Source organism: Bacillus sp. MM2020_4 (assembly GCF_011250555.1).
In the GTDB taxonomy this organism is placed as follows: Bacteria; Bacillota; Bacilli; order Bacillales; family Cytobacillaceae; genus Neobacillus.
Window position 1 is genome coordinate 55811 of the sequence record NZ_JAANMZ010000015.1, and the last position, 16892, is coordinate 72702.

The 16892-nt window shown below is 39.0% G+C and carries 10 protein-coding genes; 8 read left to right on the plus strand and 2 right to left on the minus strand.

Features of this window, described 5'->3' with window-relative positions; genetic code table 11:
• The first annotated feature begins 197 nt into the window (after positions 1-197).
• The 6 genes from G6554_RS11780 (at position 198) to htpG (ending at position 10669) form a co-directional block, all read left to right on the plus strand.
• Entirely contained in the window at positions 198-2579 is a 2382-nt protein-coding gene (locus G6554_RS11780) for a polyprenyl synthetase family protein (protein ID WP_166242001.1), read from the plus strand.
• 192 nt (positions 2580-2771) lie between these two features.
• A complete protein-coding gene (gene ltaS, locus G6554_RS11785; protein ID WP_166242003.1) occupies positions 2772-4727 on the plus strand; it encodes a lipoteichoic acid synthase in 1956 nt (651 codons plus the stop codon).
• 137 nt (positions 4728-4864) lie between these two features.
• Positions 4865-4975, plus strand: coding sequence for a YjcZ family sporulation protein (locus tag G6554_RS11790; protein WP_166242005.1), 111 nt, complete (start codon positions 4865-4867; stop codon positions 4973-4975).
• 192 nt (positions 4976-5167) lie between these two features.
• The gene (locus G6554_RS11795) at positions 5168-6502 is read left to right on the plus strand and encodes a Na+/H+ antiporter NhaC family protein (RefSeq protein WP_166242007.1); all 1335 of its coding nucleotides are present in this window, start codon (positions 5168-5170) and stop codon (positions 6500-6502) included.
• Between the two features lie 116 nt (positions 6503-6618).
• Positions 6619-8652 carry a YhgE/Pip family protein gene (locus G6554_RS26210; RefSeq protein ID WP_166242010.1) on the plus strand — a complete coding sequence of 678 codons (2034 nt, stop codon included), beginning with the start codon at positions 6619-6621 and terminating at the stop codon, positions 8650-8652.
• 139 nt (positions 8653-8791) lie between these two features.
• Positions 8792-10669: a molecular chaperone HtpG gene (htpG, locus tag G6554_RS11805; protein WP_166242012.1), complete on the plus strand. Its 1878-nt coding sequence runs from the start codon at positions 8792-8794 to the stop codon at positions 10667-10669.
• A gap of 39 nt (positions 10670-10708) precedes the next feature.
• On the opposite strand, the gene G6554_RS11810 is transcribed toward htpG, so the two are convergent.
• On the minus strand, positions 10709-11944 hold the full coding sequence (locus tag G6554_RS11810) for an MFS transporter (protein ID WP_166242015.1): 1236 nt from the start codon (positions 11942-11944) through the stop codon (positions 10709-10711).
• A 173-nt stretch (positions 11945-12117) separates the two neighbouring features.
• On the opposite strand from G6554_RS11810, the gene G6554_RS11815 reads away from it, so the two are divergent.
• Positions 12118-12543, plus strand: coding sequence for a MarR family winged helix-turn-helix transcriptional regulator (locus G6554_RS11815; protein ID WP_166242017.1), 426 nt, complete (start codon positions 12118-12120; stop codon positions 12541-12543).
• Positions 12544-12616: 73 nt separating this feature from the next.
• Here the strand turns inward: G6554_RS11815 and G6554_RS11820 are convergent, their stop codons facing one another.
• Complete coding sequence (locus tag G6554_RS11820) at positions 12617-15043, minus strand: cytochrome P450 (protein WP_166242019.1); 2427 nt, start codon at positions 15041-15043, stop codon at positions 12617-12619.
• A gap of 409 nt (positions 15044-15452) precedes the next feature.
• On the opposite strand from G6554_RS11820, the gene aspA reads away from it, so the two are divergent.
• On the plus strand, positions 15453-16871 hold the full coding sequence (gene aspA / locus G6554_RS11825) for an aspartate ammonia-lyase (protein ID WP_166242022.1): 1419 nt from the start codon (positions 15453-15455) through the stop codon (positions 16869-16871).
• Positions 16872-16892 lie beyond the last annotated feature (21 nt).

Consider the following 16892-nt stretch of genomic DNA (forward strand, 5'->3'; position numbering starts at 1 on the left):
GAATAATTTTTTAAAATGTTCATGAATATTCGACAAAATTATATTTCTCATTCTTTCGCTTCGTAAACGAGTTATAAAATCATTATGTCGTAAATATAAATATATTCTGATAGTTATATAGAAAAATGCTTGTATAATTAATCATGCCAGGTATATTTTACAAAACATGTTTAAGAGAACATAAAGAAGTAGGGGTAATGGATTGTATGAATACGGAGATACGAATAAATACCGATGAATGCTATCGGGTGGCTGAGAAGAGGGCTGCTCATTATTTTAAATCACTATATGTTCAAGTCTCAAAAAGGTCATATGTTGCTACCCTTGCAGAAGATTTCCAATCATGGAAACACAACCATATTCATCACCATCCAGTACTATCCTTATTTTTGCGCAGAAGGAGAAAACCTGATTCTGAGGGGTATCACACTTATATCCAATGGTTGGATTACGCCGGAAAACTGGATAATTATCTTGATCGGAGTATTTCATATATTTTTATGAGGGATCTTGGCAAAGCTCTTGACACAACTGAAACACAGACAAGGATTAGGCGTGTTGTGGACAGTTTGAAAAATGCTCTGACTACTAATCGTGCAGAGAAAAGGGAAGCTTTTAGCATGGCTTGGTTATACAGGTGGGCGCAAAAGGAAGGGATTGAATCCACTATTATTTGGATGATGGACAAATTAAAAACGGTATCTTCCCATATTCCAATAGGGATGGATGCTGAACAGGCCCAGCGAAAATTGATCAAAATCATTGCGGGTGTTTTGTTGCACGTAATGGAAGAGCTAAACGACGAGTTATCCTCTACTGAACGTGCACAGAAACTAGATGAGGCCATTAGGTTGGGCTATTCTTATGGCCTGACATATCCCTTCATTGATGACCTACTGGATTCAGAAGTTTTATCCGATAAAGAGAAAAAACAATATTCTCAAATGATCCGTACCACACTAATTACCGGGGCTGTACCGGAATTGGGCGAGTGGACCGGAAGTAATGCCAATTTGATCAAGTATATTCACTTAGAACTCAAAGAGGCATTTGAGTATATCGAGACCCAGCAACGACCGGAAACAAGAAAAACCTTTTTCGAAGAGGCCTATGTTTTTTTCCACTCGCAGGAAGTTGATCGGGTAAAGGATTTATCCAATGCAAATTACACCAATGAGGATGTTTACATACCAATCATTTTAAAATCCTCTTCCTCCCGCTTAATTGTCCGTTCTGTCATCAGCGCTCCCGAGGATAAGGGATTTAGCAGCCGAACCTTCTTTTATGGCATTTACAACCAGTTGGCGGATGATTTTGCTGATATGTTTGATGACATGAAGGCCGGTTCAGTGACCCCCTATACGTACTATATGAAATATCATGATAAGCGACCAGATCTGATCAATCCCTTTGAATTATATTGGACGGTTATCTCCCATTTGTTACATTCCGTATATCATTCAGATACAAAGGCATGTGAGGTCATTTTAGATCGTGCCATCAATGGCCTTAAACGATTTAAAGAACGCGTGGGAATGGAAAAATACAATGAAGTGATGACGCTATTTACCACTGGAAATTCGAAATTCAACCGAATGATCCAAGGTATGGTTCGAAAAGCAGATGATGTTGATTTTTTTGATAAGCTTCTTCGAGATCATATCATTACCACACTAAAAAATGAACGGAGGGAGCAGGAAGACTTTCAAACGATGATTGAATCCGTACGGATTCAGATTAACAACATCTTGAAAATTCCCAAAACCCAAAATGATAGGTTCATGAATGACCCGATAATTGATGCGGCCAATTATAGTTTGGAAGGTGATGGAAAGCGATTGCGCCCTATCGTGACATGGGCCATGGGAGTTAACGGATATGGTTTAAATCAGACAGAAATCGTACCACTGCTGAGATCATTAGAATATATGCATACCGCCTCCTTAATTTTCGATGATCTCCCGTCCCAGGATAATGCGTCCACCCGCAGAGGCCGTCATACACTACACATGGTGTATAACACGGCTATAGCGGAATTAACAGGTCTTTTCCTAACCCAAAAGGCGATAGAGGAACAAGCATCACTAGAACAGTTCGATTCCAATACAGTACGTCGTTTGATTCACTATTCAGCACAAATGACAGCGGATATGTGTAAGGGACAGGCAATGGACTTAGATTCTAAAGGTAAACAATTGTCAATCGAACAATTGAATAGAATATGCTTTTATAAAACGGGAATTGCATTTGAAGCTTCCCTTATCATGCCAGCCATTCTTGCCAATGCAAGTGGGTTCGAGATGGAAGCATTGAAGAAATACGCCCAACATGCCGGCATAGCTTTTCAGATTAGGGATGACTTACTTGACGTCGAAGGAGATCAGACCGTACTTGGGAAACCCATTGGACTAGACGCTGTAAACAACCATTCAACTTTTGTGTCAGTCCTGGGAGTTGCGGGTGCTCGAAAAGAGATGTGGGAGCATTACTGCATGGCAATGGAATCATTGCAAGATGTGTCACGGAATACTACTTTTCTGAAACATTTATTGAATTATTTTGTGAACCGTAACCATTAAATTACAGTGGATATAGTAGATGAAGCCGGTTCCATCAGGGCTTCATCTTTTTTTATTCTCATAGTTCACAAATTGTTCATTGATTGTTCATATTTAACAGTTATGATAGATGTTAGAGTATTTGGTTTCAATCTCATATTTAATTGCAGCTATTATTAGTCCATAATGGTGTGCTAGAAGGTGGTGCGGAAAATGAATAATATACTTCAAAGGGGTCAAGGTATTTTTAATAAATATATTGGCTTTTTCTTTTTGACAGTAATATTCTTATGGATCAAAACATATATCGTTCAACTAACACAATTTGATTTAGGCATTGAGAATTCCTTACAAAAGATTCTTTTATTTATCAATCCGTTAGGTTCAGCCTTACTTTTTCTTGGCATCTCTTTCTTTTTTAAGGGACGGAAAAAGTATATATCACTTATTGTGATTGATTTTCTATTATCCTTTCTTTTATATGCGAATAGTTTATTTTACCGCTTTTTTAATGATTTTATTACGTTACCGACATTAACGCAGACACAAAATTTTGGTGATGTAAGCGGCAGTGTGGGTTCACTTTTAAAACCATATGATTTCTTATTTTTCATTGATATCATTCTTTTGATTTGCTTACTTGTTTTTCGCTTTGTAAAGATAGAGGTCAAGGATATGCATCGTGGGAAAATGGCTGTATTGTTTTCCTTATCACTGGCTATTTCTTGCGCGAATCTATCTTTAGCAGAAATGGATCGTCCTCAATTATTGACTAGGGGCTTTGATCGAAATTATATTGTTAAATATTTAGGCATGTACAATTACACCATATATGATGCGGTTAAAAGTACCCAGGCGTCTGCACAAAGAGTATTGGCTGATAGTGACGATATCACAGAAGTCATTAACTATACAAAATCAAATGATGCTGAGCCAAATTCAGCATATTTCGGTGTTGGTAAGGGTATGAATGTGATTTATTTACATCTTGAGTCAATGCAAAACTTCCTTATTAATTACAAGTTAAATGGGGAAGAAGTAACACCATTTTTAAATTCATTGATAAAGGATCAAAATACAATGTATTTTGATAACTTTTTCCACCAAACAGGACAAGGAAAAACGTCAGATGCTGAATTTATGCTTGAGAATTCATTATTTGGCTTGCCTCAAGGATCAGCTTTTACAACGAAAGGTTTAAACACATTCCAAGCGGCTCCTGCAATTTTGGGTCAGCAGGGCTATACTTCTGCGGTATTCCACGGGAATTCCGGAAGCTTCTGGAATCGTAATGAAATCTATAAATCATTTGGATTTAATAAGTTTTTTGATTCAAACTATTATCAAATAAATGATGAGGATCAAGCAGAATATGGGCTAGTGGATAAGCCGTTCTTTGAGCAATCCATTCCGCTTCTTGAATCTTTACCGCAGCCATTTTATACAAAATTTATTACGGTATCCAATCATTATCCATATCCAATTAATGAAGAAGATGCGACGATTGCACCAGCTGCGACGGGTGATAAATCTGTTGATGGATACTTCCAGACAGCACGTTATGCTGACGAGGCATTGAAGCAATTCTTTGATTACTTAAAAGAATCTGGTTTATATGACCATTCCATCATTGTGATGTACGGTGACCATTATGGTATTTCAGAAAACCATAATAAAGCGATGGCAAAAGTGCTTGGAAAGGAAATTACTCCTTTTGAAAGTGCAGGGTTACAACGTGTACCATTATTCATTCGGGTGCCAGGTATGCAAGGTGGAGTAAATCATGAATACGGTGGGCAAGTCGATCTACTTCCAACACTCCTTCATTTGCTTGGGACGGAAACAAAAGACTATGTTCAATTTGGGACAGACCTACTATCTGAACAACATGATGATCTGGTTGCCTTCCGAAATGGCGATTATGTGAGTCCGACGATTACAGCTGTTGACGGTAAGTTCTATAATTCCACTACAGGGATGAAACTAGAAGATGATAAATTGGAGGAAGCAAAGAAATTTAAAGAAATGGTTCAACAAAAATTATCATTCTCTGATAAAGTTGTGAATGGAGATTTATTGCGTTTCTACACTCCTGAAAACTTTATTCCTGTCGATAGGTCCACATATGACTATAAAAAGGATTCTGAAAGTGTTTTATTAAATAAATAACGGTACCATCATGTCAACATCAATGGTATTAACGAAGTGCTATTTTAGTGGGCAGATTTAGATCCTGCCCTTTTTTTTATACACAAAATTACACCCCTTACATAAGATAATTCAGTAATAGCTGGGAGGTGGATTTAATGAGTGGAGCAGTAGGCGGTTTTGGAAATGGGTTTGCGTTGATTGTGGTTTTATTTATCCTGCTTATTATCATCGGTGCAAGCTTTGTTGGTGGCGGCGGGTTTTATTAGGTAACTAATTAGTTATTTTTCAAATGATAATGGATTGGGATTGCAGCGGGCAATCCCTATTTATTTTCTAAAATATTTTTTACATATTGTTGAAATGGAAATTGTTTCTGATATTCTTAAACACCTTGCGAAAGATAATAAATTATTGTACTCTTAATCTTGTTTTTTATGAAGGGTAAAGAGAGGTACATCATGGATACTAACAACAAAGGGCATTTGTGGGCATTACTACCATTTGCCGTATTTTTGATTCTTTTTCTTGGTTCAGGAATTGTGACAGGAGATTTTTATAAATTTCCGGTTATTGTGGCGATTTCAATAGCAGCTGCCGTGGCTTTAGCCATGAACCGAAAAGTTTCATTTAATAGAAAGGTTGAAATCTTCACGAAAGGTGCCGGTGACGCAAACATCATGCTGATGGTCGTGATTTTTCTATTAGCGGGTGCCTTTTCTGAAGTGGCCAAGGGTATGGGTGCTGTCGATTCAACAGTTAATCTTGCGTTATCTGTTGTACCGCAAAACTTATTAATGGTCGGTATATTTATCATTGCTTGCTTTATTTCACTTGCAATGGGGACAAGCATGGGAACCATTGTTGCACTCGCTCCAATTGGAGTTGGAATTAGTGACCAAACAGATATTTCGCTCGCCCTATCGATGGCGGCGGTTATTGGTGGTGCGATGTTCGGGGACAATCTATCATTTATTTCGGATACCACGATTGCTGCAGTTCGGACGCAAGGAACGAAAATGAAGGATAAGTTTAAGGTGAATTTCCTCATTGTCCTGCCCGCTGCCATCATAACGTGTGTGATTCTAGGCGTTTTAACCATTGGGGAACAAGCTAGTATTACCCAACAGTCTTTTCATTGGATCAAGATCTTGCCGTATCTATGTGTGCTAATTACTGCATTAGCGGGAATTAATGTGTTTATTGTTTTATCACTTGGGATTTTTTTTTCCGGCGCAATTGGGGTACTGGATGGCAGCTATCAGTTAATGGATGTCATACAGAAAATCGGCGATGGCATGGCTGGAATGTATGAAATCTCGTTTCTTGCCATTTTAATTGCCGGAATGGTAGAAATCATTAAACATAACGGCGGTATTGATTTCCTTCTGTACAAAGTTACACGAAATATTAAATCAAAAAGGGGCGCTGAATTCAGTATTGCCGGTCTTATTTGTTTAACCGACCTTTCAACCGCCAATAACACTATTTCTATAATCATTACTGGCCCGCTTGCTAAAAATATTTCCGACCAATATGAAATTGATCCGCGTAAATCAGCAAGTTTGCTTGATCTTTTCTCTTGCTGTATTCAAGGATTAATTCCATATGGAGCGCAGCTCCTTGTTGCTGCTGGTGTCGCCAGTATTTCGCCGATTAGTATTTTACACTATTCCTACTACCCAATCTTAATTGGGCTATGTGGGATCATCGCAATCTTGACAGGGTTTCCCCGCTTTTCATCCAAAGAAGTAAAGAGCAAGACTCTAAATATGGTTGATAATAAAATTGAATAACAACGATCTTACCCTGACTCATTTTGATTCAGGGTATTTTCTTATTTCAAGGAATCGTTCCATACGACTAGTGAAAAGATAAAGGAAATGGATGCAAAAGTAAGGATGGGGAAAAAGTGGGTAAAATTTGGCTTATATACAAAACGGATTGGAAAAATATATTTAGTGTTCCTGCTGTTGCATTGTTAATTGGTGCTCTTATGTTACTTCCATCCGCCTATGCATGGGTAAATATTAAGTCGATGTGGGATCCCTATAGCAATACATCAGGGATAAAAGTAGCTGTCGTCAACGAAGATACTGGCGCAGAAATTCAAGGGAAAAAAATCAATGTCGGATATGATACCGTAAAAAATCTAAAAAGGAACCATAAACTTGGCTGGGTGTTTGTAACCAAAAAGGAAGCTGTAAAAGGGGTAGAGAAAGGTACGTACTATGCCTATCTCATAATCCCTGAGGATTTTTCAAAGAAATTAACGAGTATTTTGGAAATAAACCCGAAAAAACCGAAAATAGTATTTGGAGTCAATGAAAAAATTAACGCTGTTGCTCCGAAAATTACCAGTTCAGGTGCATCTAGCTTAACTACTCAAATAAGCCAAGCTTTTGTTAAAACAGTGGGAGATGCCCTATTCTCAGGCTTTTTTCAGGCAGGGGTTGAATTAGAGAAAGAGCTGCCTTCGATCCAAAATGTTGAAAAGCAAATCTTTGAGCTTGAAAAGGCCCTGCCAGAAATTGAAGAAATGGGGAAAAAAGCAATTGAACTAGAGGGAAAACTACCGGAAATACGCGAAAAGGGACAAAAAGTGATGGAGCTTGAGCAAAGAATTCCTGAAATTCAGCAGGCAGGAAGCAGTATCCTAAAAGTGGAAGCAAATTTACCGCGGATAAAGGAAGCGGGAGATAAGGTGTTGACGGTGCAAGGGAAGCTGGCAGAGTTGAACCGCGTCAATGAAATCATCTCGGATGTTATCGCAAATATGAAGGATATTGAAACGAATATTCAGCAAGGGATTGTTATAGCCAAAGAAGGGGATACAGATCAGGCAAATACATCTAAAAATCAAGAAGAATTAACACGGCTTAACGAGGAACTAGTGAATATTCATAACCAAGTAAATCAAACACTACTTTCACTACAACAAAAAGTTGCTGAAGGAGAAGAAATTATTCATAAAGCAGGGGACTTCTTCCAAAATGAAATGCCTGTTGTTGAACGAAAAATACATATGGCAGCTGATTTTGTTCGCAATGATTTGCCTGCCCTTGAGGGGGACATTCGGAAAGCGTCTACTCTTATTCAAACAAAGCTGCCGGAACTTGAGAAGGCAGTTCATAAAGCGGCAGATTTAGCCCGCAATGATTTGCCGGGTTTTGAAACGCAGATAAGAAATGCTGCGGATAAGATAAGGAAGTTCGAAGGTAGTGTGAATGTAAACGAATTAATCCAGTTTTTGAAGCATGATCCGCAAAAAGAGGGCGATTTTTTATCGAGTCCAGTTCTTTTGGAAACGAAGAGGATCTTTCCGATTCCAAACTATGGCTCAGCGATGTCACCGTTTTATACAATGCTGGCGCTTTGGGTGGGAGCAACCTTCTTGATTGCTTCCCTTAGGGTGGATGTTGAAAATCCAGACAATGTATACAAGGGCTATCATCTATATTTAGGAAGACTTTTAACATTTCTAACGATTGGGATCTTTCAAGGAGCGGTAGCGTCGCTAGGAGATTTGTATTTTATCCATACTTACGTTGTCGACAAACTTTGGTTTGTATTAATGTGTATTTTCATAAGTATGGTGTTTGTTATTATCACGTTTACCCTATGTTCGGTGTTTGGCAATATTGGAAAAGGATTAGCGATTATCTTTTTGGTGCTGCAAATCTCTAGTTCCGGGGCAACATTTCCGGTCAGTACCACTTCCTCCTTTTTTCAAATGATCTATCCGTTTATGCCATTTACTTATGCAGTGAGCATGCTTCGGGAAACAGTTGGAGGGATGGTGACGGATGTTGTCGTAAAGGATGTGTTATCATTACTAGTCTTTGCTTCCGCCAGCTTTGTCTTAGCACTGCTCTTGAAAAAACCGTTAAGCAAACGGATACAACATACGGCGGAAAGGGCAAGGTCGACGAAAATCATTCCATAAATAAAAAGGGCATCCAACGGGTGCTTTTTCTATTTTCTTGACTAGGGGAAAATTATATGGTATTAAATTAATGGTTAGCACTCACGTATATAGAGTGCTAAAATGAAAAAGTAAATGATATGCCGAAGGAGAGGTCTTAATGGAAACAAAACAATTTAAAGCAGAATCGAAACGATTATTAGACATGATGATCAACTCCATCTATACCCATCGGGAGATTTTTTTAAGAGAGTTGTTATCAAATGCGAGTGATGCGATTGACAAGATTTACTACAAAGCATTAACAGATGATTCATTAACTTTTGACAAAGATAGTTATTTTATAAAGGTGTCAGCCGATAAAGAAAATAGAATCTTGAAAATTATCGATACCGGGATTGGGATGACCAAGGAAGATCTAGAAAATAACCTGGGGACCATTGCCAAGAGCGGCTCTTTAGCATTTAAAAGTGAGAATGAGGTAAAAGACGGCCATGATATTATCGGTCAATTTGGAGTCGGTTTTTATTCAGCCTTTATGGTTGCGGATGAAGTCACAGTCATTAGTAAAGCATTAGGCAGTGATGAAGCATTTAAATGGGAGTCTAAAGGGGCCGATGGGTATACGCTTGTCCCGTGCGAAAAAGATGCAATCGGAACTGAGATCATTTTGAAAATCAAAGAGAATACCGAAGATGAGAGCTATGACGAGTATTTGGAAGAATACCGCTTAAAGGGAATTGTCAAAAAGTACTCTGACTTTATTCGCTACCCAATTAAGATGGATGTCACCGAGAGCAGGCTTAAAGAAGGCAGCGAAGATGAATACGAGGATGTTCAAGAGGAACAAACGATTAATAGCATGGTGCCAATCTGGCGGAAAAACAAGAAGGATTTGACAACAGAGGATTACGAACAATTTTATGCGGAAAAGCATTACGGGTTTGATAAGCCTATTAAACATATCCATATCAGCGTGGATGGTGCTGTAAGATATAATGCCATTTTATATATTCCTGAAAAAATTCCGTTTGACTATTACTCTCAAGAATTTGAAAAGGGGTTAGAGCTTTATTCTAATGGTGTTCTCATCATGAATAAATGCGCTGACCTACTACCGGACTATTTTAGTTTTGTAAAGGGTATGGTGGATTCTGAGGATTTATCATTAAATATTTCAAGAGAGTTGCTGCAACATGACCGCCAATTAAAGCTAATTGCAAAAAATATTAATAAAAAAATAAAAAGTGAATTAATTAATATTTTGAAAAATGAACGAGAAAAGTATGAAGAGTTTTATCAATCATTCGGCAGACAGCTAAAATATGGTGTTTACAGTGACTATGGCATGCATAAAGAAGAATTACAGGATTTATTAATGTTCTATTCTTCTAAAGAAAAGAAAATGGTCACTTTGGACGAATATGTGTCGAGGATGCCGGAAGAGCAAAAATTTATTTATTATGCGACAGGTGATTCAAACGAAAGAATCGGAAAGCTTCCGCAAACTGAACTGGTTATGGATAAAGGCTATGAAATTTTATATTTCACTGAAGAAATTGACGAGTTTGCGATTCGAATAGTCATGGCTTACAAAGAAAAAGAATTCAAATCAGTATCAAGCGGTGATTTGGGATTTGATGCCGATGTAAACAAGGAAACTGAGTCAGAAGAGAAGGAAAACAAGGAGCTCTTTGATTTTATGAAAGATATCCTAAATGGAAAAGTGAAGGATGTCAGAGTATCAAAACGCTTGAAATCACATCCTGTGTGTTTAACAACCGATGGGGCTGTTTCAATTGAAATGGAAAAGATTCTAAATGCAATGCCGAACAACCAAAATGTGAAAGCGGACAAGGTGTTAGAAATTAATGTCCATCACGAGGTTTTTGAATCCTTAAAGAATGCTTTTGAAAAAGATAACGAGAAATTAACGCTATATACAAACCTGTTATACAGCCAAGCATTGTTAATTGAAGGCTTGCCAATTGAGGATCCTGTAGAGTTTACCAATGATATTTGTAAAATTATGGTTTAAAGTAAAAAAGGATCTGCACTGTGCAGATCCTTTAAATAATTAATGACCTATTTCGGCATCATCAACATGCTTAACGTGTTTATTGTTAATGAAAATAAAGAGAACGGAGAGTAGGACAAAACTGCCTCCGACAATGAATGGAACAGAAGGGTTAAAAATTTCCGCTAGTTTTCCGGCCATGAATGGGGCAATAGCACCCCCGATAAAGCGGAGAAAACTATAGGCAGCTGATGCGGTTGAACGCTCAACAGGTGCTGCATTCATCACTGCGGTGGTAATCAATGTATTATTATTCCCCAGTAATGCACCTGCAGCAATAACCGCCGCAATGACTACCCATTGGGTTGAGGTCCAAATTCCCATAGCGAAAAGAAGCAGGGCAAACAAAATTAACATTGCGCACATCGATTTAATCGTTCCAAACCGTTGCTGAAGTTTCGGAGCCATGAAAACAGAAGTAACGGCTAGCAAGATGCCCCATCCCAGGAATACGAAGCCGAGCCCATGTTCATCTAATCCCATAACAAATGGTGCATAGGCAAGCAAAGTGAAAAAGCCAATATTGTATAGGGCTGCAGTGATTCCGAAAATAAGCAATGACCGGTGTTTCAGGGCACGGAACGGGTCTAATAAAGACGTCTTTGATTGTTTACCTTTTTGTTGGACAGCCTTAGGCATTAATAAAAATAACCCGAGGAAGGCTACGACCATCAGGGCGGCAACGCCAAGGAACGGGCCCCTCCATGTCATCGCACCTAACCAGCCCCCGAGTAACGGTCCGACTGAAATGCCAAGACCAATCGCCGCTTCATATAAAATAATCGCCTTCGCAGTACCGCTTGTTGAAAGAGAGACAATGGCAGCTAATGCTGTTGCGACAAACAAAGCATTTCCTAATCCCCAACCGCCACGAAGACTGACAAGTGTCCAAATACCGTTTGATAATCCTCCAAGTGCAGAAAATACGGCAATAATCACAATTCCGGCGAGGAGTGTCCACTTAATCCCTATCCTTGATGAAATTGTACCTGTAATAAGCATCGCAACAGCCATTACTGCATTATAACTGGTGAAAAGTAATGTAACCTGACTATGGGATGCATGCAATTGTTCGGCTATTGCCGGTAAAATAGGGTCAACAAGGCCAATCCCCATAAAGGCGATAATAGAGGCAAAAAAAACAGCCCAAATTGCCTTTGGCTGTGCTAATAAGCTACCGTTTATTTCTGGAGTAGAATGGATCTTTGGTGGTGCTGTTGTTGGTTTTGACGACATAAGCATTTCTCCTTTTTTACTTTTTGTAAAATAGTTGTATAATGAAACTATATAATTGTATTATACAACTATTTTCCACTACGTCAATAGTGGTTTCTTCTTGGCCACCTTTATAAGTGGAATGATTATGGTATTATAATTTAAAGAAAACGTTTAACAATGAGGTGAAAAAAATGAATGATGAAGCTTTGGAAACGATTGAACTGGAACTTGCAATCTTAATAAGACGAACTACGGCCGTCAGTACTAATAAAAAGCTTTGGAATCTTGACAGGTCAGCTTATTTGCTGCTTCGCAGAATAGTGACAAAAGGGGCAGTTGGTGTAAAGACTTTGGCTGGCGAGTTCGGTTTAGATATATCCACCATTAGCAGACAAACAGCCGCTTTAGAGCATAAGGGTTTTTTAACCAGAATCCCGGATCCGTTAGATGGAAGGGCTTATTCTTTTCAAATAACGGAACAAGGAACGAAGGAATTAAACGATCATAAACAGGCTCGTTTGGAGAGAATAGCGGAACTTTTAGGTGATTGGCCAGAAGAAGAAAGGGAAATATTCGGTCAACTTTTAAAAAAATTTAATCTGGCTTTTCGGGTGTAAACATTTTTCACGGTTTAAAAAAGAAATGCCCAAAGCTTGTAAAGAACCGAATTTTGGGCACCACATTTATTGATTATTGTACCTGTAATGGAGATAAAAGCTCGATAAATCTTTCAAATGAAAGCTCACAAGCCGGGTATTTTTCTAATAAATCAAGCATCGAAATATTTTTTTTGACCACATTTAACTCATATTCCTGTTCATTGAGTAGCATTTCTAATTCTTGTTTATGCGGTGGACAGACAGTAATTTCCACAAGTTCGTGAAGCTGCGATTGTGTGACAGTTTCCTGTAGGTTTACACTAAACTTTAGTAAATCCCATGTACGGACAGGAAAATTCAGTGGTAGATGGGTGATTGCTTCACGGTCCCCGCTAATAATTAGTTGTTTATTTTGCTCTAATGCAAAGCGTTTTAATACACGTTCTACTAACTCTGATGAATTCTGCGCCAGTACTGCGGGTATAACAGCCTTAGAAGAAACCACGGCTACTGAGGCTGTCTCCTGCTCCCCTGTTACGAATTGAACCGTTAAGGATTTGCCAGTATGATTAGCGAGATCATCGACTTCTATACCGAAAGCATGAAATACCTTGGGCCATAAAAGGTCATGCCAGTTCTCAAACTGCTTCTCAAAGTCACTGCTTGCATCACCTTGTCCTTTTTGTACCAAGCGGGTAGCCCCTTTTTCAGTCAGTTTTTCATCAATGAAATTAGGAATGCTTTGGTAGGTACTTGCCCAATTCGTATCACCGCAGCCAAAAACAGCGTACTTTACTCCAGTAAGGACTTCTGAATCTTCCTCTTTTAACCACTTTACAAATTTACGGGCATTTTTTGTCGCATTTCCATTATAGGATGCCGTAATAATGAAAACTGCTCCATCTTTTGGCAGCCTGCCCACATATTCATCAAGTGGTGCCACTTCACACTGGAAACCCTTGAATCGAGCTATCAAGGTAATATCCCTGGCAATCCCCTCGGCAGTTCCCATATTTGATCCATATAACACAAGAAGTGGTGTGTTATGGGCATGTACGATTGTTTGATTCATTTGTATTGATTGTATTCCGTGCAAATCTTTCGCAGTGTTACTTTCATCCTGCGTTAATGGAACAGAGGAATGGGATTCACGCGGACGAACTTGCATCGTTAGTTTTTCTGGTTTAAATGTCAGGGTTTCTTTTATCTTAAGTTGGTAATTTGTATGATCGACCAATTCAAAATGTTTTAAAATCATTCCGAGTAAAAGTGTTGCCTCGTGCATGGCGAACTGCTGCCCGATACAGGCACGCTGGCCATTGCCGAATGGTTTGTAGGCATGATGTGGTACTTTTTTGGGATCCTCAAATCTTTCAGGTTTAAATTCTTCTACATCATCACCCCATGCATTCGGATCACGGTGCAATTTGGGGAGCAGAATATTGACAACATCTCTTCTTTTAAGTGGATATTTCCCCGCTAATACGGTGTCCTCCTTGGCGTACAAGGAGAAGAGTGGCGCAGTTGGCCAAAGTCTTAGAGATTCATTTAGGATCATCCGGACGTATTTTAATTGGCGCACCTGCTGGTAAGTTGGAATCGGCCCTGTGAGGACACGGTCAACTTCCTCGTAAGCCTTTGTTAATTTCTTAGGGTGCTTCATAAGAAAATATAGTGCGAATGAAAGTAATCCACTTGTTGTCTCATGTCCGGCAATCAAAAAGGTAATAATTTGATAGCGGATATTTTCATCACTTAACTTTTCACCGGTTACTGGATCTGCACAATCAAGCATCCGGGAAAGAAGATCCTCGCCGTCATGGTCATCACTTGATTTTCGTTCTTCAATGATGCGGTCGACGAGGGAAAACATGTATTGAATATCCCGATTAAACTGGCGTTTTTTCTTCACCATCAGTTTATCTTGAACCCCAAGGCGATTACTTTGGTTCATGGCCTCATCTAGGGCACGCCCCATAGATTTAATAAAACGATGGGGTTTTTCCCGGTAAAAACTGTTAAAGCGATAATTGAAGCCGCATAATCCTATTGTATCTAACGTAAGTCTCGTCATATCCTCCGGGACATCAATACTTTCGTCAGAGTTTAACCGTGACCATTTTTGGATGAGCTGAAGGGCGATGTCAACCATCATCGAATGATACCCTTTCATGGCACTTTGGCTAAAGCTGGGCAGAAGGATATTATGAGCTTTTTGCCAATTGTCTTCTTTCGTCCAGCTTGTAAACAGACCATCCCCGGAGAAAGAGCGAACTTTCTGTAAAGGGGCGTTGACCAGTTTATCAAATCGGGATTCATCGGATGCATCTTCTACTAATTCTGCTGAGGAAATAAAAATTCCAGTACCAGTAGGGAATTTAAGTTTAAAAATGGGTCCATATTCATAGGCAAGTTTCATGATCGACTGTGATGGTTGTTCTAGGTCTAGTTGTGGAAGATTGCCAAGCGGGCCATATGTTTTTGGTTGTGGTATGGAATCAATGGCTGTGGTCAACATGTAATGATTAATCCTTCCTTTCGTAACCTAATCCTTAAGTTTTTAAAATTTACAATATTGAAATAATATTTGTAAATGATTATAACACGGATATAGTATTAATATAAGATAGTGGAGAATTAAAAGATTAGACAAAGTTCAACAATTTATTCATATTCGACAACATTAGACAGGACTAAAACCATGGAATTGTGTGAAAACGGTTACAACTACTGTTGCCTTGTTATGATGATTAAACATGTTGAAAGGTTATTTCCAATCACACCAGTAAAATGAAAAGGGTGGATTATTATTTCAACAGAGTAATTTCGCTTTTCGGCAGTGAAATGGAAGACAGAAGGGGATATAACTGCTATTATTTTGTATGAGCATCATGGTTTTTCAATAAAAGAGTGGGAGACGAAAGCTAATGGACACAATAAGAATCGAACAGGACTTTTTAGGGAAGAAAGAGATACCGTCAGATGTATATTATGGAATTCAAACATTAAGGGCGGTTGAAAATTTCCCTATAACTGGCTATCGAATTCATGAAGAGTTGATTAAAGCGCTCGCAATGGTAAAAAAAGCAGCGGCAATTGCCAATATGAATACTACTCGCTTGTATAGCGGACTGGGAAATGTCATGTGCCAGGCGGCTGATGAAATAATAGAAGGAAAGTGGCATGACCAATTCATTGTTGACCCGATTCAAGGCGGGGCAGGAACGTCGATGAACATGAATGCAAATGAAGTGATTGCGAACCGTGCCCTTGAATTACTTGGACACGAAAAAGGAGCCTACAACCATTTAAGTCCGAATAGTCATGTAAATATGTCACAATCAACAAATGATGTATTTCCGACAGCTATTCACATCGCTACACTTAACTTACTTGAGAAGCTGTTAATGACTATGGAGGATATGCATAAGGTTTTCAAAGGAAAAGCGAAACAGTTTGAAAACGTTATCAAAATGGGGCGCACCCATCTCCAAGATGCGGTACCAATTCGGTTAGGTCAAGAGTTCGAAGCCTACTCCAGAGTACTGGAACGAGATATGAAACGGATTTCACAGTCTAAGTCCCATTTATATGAAGTAAATATGGGGGCAACAGCGGTTGGAACAGGTTTAAATGCAGATCCGAAATATATTAAAGATGTCGTCATACAGTTAGCAGAAATTAGCGGGCTGCCATTAGTGAATGCTGAACATCTTGTTGATGCAACACAAAATACTGATGCCTATACGGAGGTTTCAGCCTCACTTAAAGTTTGTATGATGAATATGTCAAAAATAGCAAATGACCTCCGCATGATGGCATCCGGCCCACGTGCAGGACTAGGCGAAATTTCCCTGCCTGCTCGTCAACCGGGTTCATCCATCATGCCGGGGAAAGTAAATCCCGTTATGCCGGAACTAATTAATCAGATCGCTTTCCAGGTAATTGGAAACGACCATACCATCTGCCTTGCTTCTGAAGCAGGCCAGCTTGAATTAAATGTGATGGAGCCTGTACTAGTGTTTAATTTACTGCAATCCATTAGTATTATGAACAATGGTTTCCGGTCATTTACCGATTTCTGTTTGGCAGGAATTGAGGCAAATGAGGCTCGTTTAAAGGAATATGTAGAAAAGAGTGTAGGCATTATCACAGCTGTCAATCCACACTTAGGATACGAAGTCGCAGCACGAATTGCAAGGGAAGCCACCATTAGCGGCAGGTCAGTTCGCGAACTATGTCTTCAGCATGACGTTCTTACTGAAGAAGAGTTAGATCTTATTTTAAATATTTATGAAATGACCAATCCTGGAATTGCCGGTGCGGCTCTTTTAGATCAAGACTAAAATGGAAAAATGAAAAAAGGG

Coding starts and splice junctions, on each gene's coding strand:
- aspA (WP_166242022.1), top strand. CDS start 15,453: ATGGACACAATAAGAATCGAACAGGACTTTTTAGGGAAGAAAGAGATA.
- G6554_RS11780 (WP_166242001.1), top strand. CDS start 198: ATGGATTGTATGAATACGGAGATACGAATAAATACCGATGAATGCTAT.
- htpG (WP_166242012.1), top strand. CDS start 8,792: ATGGAAACAAAACAATTTAAAGCAGAATCGAAACGATTATTAGACATG.
- G6554_RS11810 (WP_166242015.1), bottom strand. CDS start 11,944: ATGTCGTCAAAACCAACAACAGCACCACCAAAGATCCATTCTACTCCA.
- G6554_RS11795 (WP_166242007.1), top strand. CDS start 5,168: ATGGATACTAACAACAAAGGGCATTTGTGGGCATTACTACCATTTGCC.
- ltaS (WP_166242003.1), top strand. CDS start 2,772: ATGAATAATATACTTCAAAGGGGTCAAGGTATTTTTAATAAATATATT.
- G6554_RS11815 (WP_166242017.1), top strand. CDS start 12,118: ATGAATGATGAAGCTTTGGAAACGATTGAACTGGAACTTGCAATCTTA.
- G6554_RS11790 (WP_166242005.1), top strand. CDS start 4,865: ATGAGTGGAGCAGTAGGCGGTTTTGGAAATGGGTTTGCGTTGATTGTG.
- G6554_RS11820 (WP_166242019.1), bottom strand. CDS start 15,043: ATGTTGACCACAGCCATTGATTCCATACCACAACCAAAAACATATGGC.